Here is a 2,154-nt window from a genome sequence, read left to right on the forward strand (position 1 = left end):
CCCTTCGATCGCCCACCACGACGCAATTCCTGCGCGCAGCGGCGACAGGCTGCCGGACTTCAGATGCAGGTGCGGGAGATCGAAGCTCCAGCCGTGCGTCTGCCGGCCGCCATGCTTGCGCACGAGGCGATACAGCCAGCGCTCGAGCCCGCCGGTCAGGTGGAAATAGGCACGGTCAATGGTGAGGATCAGCGCGTCGTCGAGAACGCCGGCATAGAACCAGTCCGGCAGGATCAATTCGATCCCGAGCGGTCGGCCGGTCGCGTCGAGACGTTCTTTCCATTCGTTGATCCACGAGAAGCGGTGCCGCCGCCGCTCGGACGGCTGGCGGATCGAGGTGACGACGGTGGTGGATTGCAGCCGGTCGAGCGCCGCCTTCAGGCGGTCGTAGCTCAGGCCGGAATCGCTGCGGCCGACGAAGGTGAGGATCTCATACGGTGTGGCGGCCATCAGGCGCGACGTGCGCAGCCCGCGGTCGCGCGCGTCGACGATCTGGCTGGCGGCCCAGATCAGCACGTCGGCGTCCCAGATCGTGGCCATGCCGTGCTCCGCGGTCGCTTCGACGCGGATCGATACCTCGCCCATGCGGAAGTCGATCGGCGTCACACGACGCACTTTGGCGAGGGAAAAGAACGGCCAGGACATCAAGTCCTGCGCGTCGCGGGCAGCGATGTCACCGGCGCGCGCCCGGAAGAGTTCGAGTTGCTGACTGTCGTATGAGCGGCTCGCCGACATAGCGATGCTCAGCGCGCAGTGCCGGCCGCATGACCAGCCGCGGATTCCGAAGTAGACTGCCGCGCGCAACCGTCAACCCATGCCTCAAGATCGGCGACGGCGTAGACCACGCGGCCGCCGAGCTTGTGATAGACCGGCCCGGTGCCGTCGCAGTTCGCCCAGCTGCCCAACCTCCAACAGCTCGAGCAAGCGCGCAGCCTCGGGCGTTCGCACGAAACGCGGCCAATTCTTATCGGTCTTCTCCAGCATTGCGGACCTCCGTCGCAGCCGCCATCACGGCGGCGAGTCGGGTGCGACGATGGCGAAAAATTCGCGGCTCGGAGGAGTGACGAAATTCGTAGCCGTTAACAGAAGGGTCCCCCCTTCCCGCCTGGCGCGACATGCGTGGGTGCCGATGGCCGGGCCGCTGCGCATCAGGATCGGGATGACGTGTCAGGTCTTGCGATCAACATTGTGCCGCTGGTGTCTCGCCCGGGGAGCGAGCCAGCGCAGATATCCGCCTTCGATGCGTTCACGGGCGGCGGCAAGAATGCGGGCCAGCCGCCGTCGCTCCGGCGCGTTCTTCCAGTCGAGCGCGCGCAACGTCCTGACCTTCTCGTTGATCAGGATACTCGCAATCAAACGACGCGGCTCGCCGGATTCCACGCCGTCCCATACGCGCAGCATCAGCGCGGCCCGGTGAAGCTGGAAACGGGTCAGGCGTTCCTCGCGCGGCGGAGGTCCGGATCGCTCGCCACTGATGTGCCGGTAGAGTCGAAGCGCATTTTTCCTGCGCCAATGGAAATGCTCGTCGAACGGCAGAAAAACGCCTGCCTGTACGACCGTATCACCGCTCGGAAGCCAGACGCCGAGATCGCCTTGTACGTCTTCGACGACACCATGCAATCCGTCGCTGCTCGGTTCTCCGCGAATGGATAGCGTTGCGGGGTCAGGTAAGGAACGCGCGGCAAAGCCTTCCGGCGCGGCCGTGACAATGAGCGTGGCAGGGTTGAGCTGCGGCAGCCATATCGGCTGCACGACCAAAGCCGATGCAGCGGGGTCCGCCGCGAAAGGCCAGCCCCCAGCGGCGTGAAAGGCGCGCTATCGCCTCACGCTTCTCAAGCCTTCCCGAGACGACGGCTTCCGCCACGGCATGATAGTCTTTGCGATATTGCTTGTTGCGGCGCAGGAACTCGAACGTGATGCCGCCACGGTCGAGCCGGCTCAACTGTTCCTCGAATTGCGGTGAGCGCCAGTCTTGCAGCGGCTCCATGACGCGACCTCCCCCTCAGTCGTTGGCTTCGGGATGATTCCGTCTATGGCGAAGACCGGGAAAACGGCAAGACAGATAATCGGAATGCAGAGGGTTCTTCGACCGGACAACAAATTCACTTTGGCTGTCGTGATGAGAGACGTCGCGGAACTTACTGCATGCGGGGT

At 64.5% G+C, this 2,154-nt stretch carries 3 protein-coding genes; all 3 read right to left on the reverse strand.

Features of this window, described 5'->3' with window-relative positions; translation table 11 throughout:
- Positions 1 to 735 (reverse strand): replication initiator protein A (locus Q0239_RS15660; protein ID WP_298604609.1); only part of this gene is annotated, 735 nt, incomplete at its 3' end.
- A 432-nt stretch (positions 736 to 1,167) separates the two neighbouring features.
- Entirely contained in the window at positions 1,168 to 1,620 is a 453-nt protein-coding gene (locus Q0239_RS15665) for a DUF2285 domain-containing protein (RefSeq protein ID WP_246579601.1), read from the reverse strand.
- A 43-nt stretch (positions 1,621 to 1,663) separates the two neighbouring features.
- The gene (locus Q0239_RS15670) at positions 1,664 to 1,987 is read right to left on the reverse strand and encodes a DUF6499 domain-containing protein (protein ID WP_211400705.1); all 324 of its coding nucleotides are present in this window, start codon (positions 1,985 to 1,987) and stop codon (positions 1,664 to 1,666) included.
- Positions 1,988 to 2,154: the final 167 nt, after the last annotated feature.

It is taken from the genome of uncultured Sphingorhabdus sp. (assembly GCF_937872355.1).
In the GTDB taxonomy this organism is placed as follows: domain Bacteria; phylum Pseudomonadota; class Alphaproteobacteria; order Sphingomonadales; family Sphingomonadaceae; genus Sphingorhabdus_B.

What these genes read in the sequence shown, in the direction of transcription:
- Q0239_RS15670 (WP_211400705.1), bottom strand. Translation starts at nt 1,987, where the DNA reads ATGGAGCCGCTGCAAGACTGGCGCTCACCGCAATTCGAGGAACAGTTG.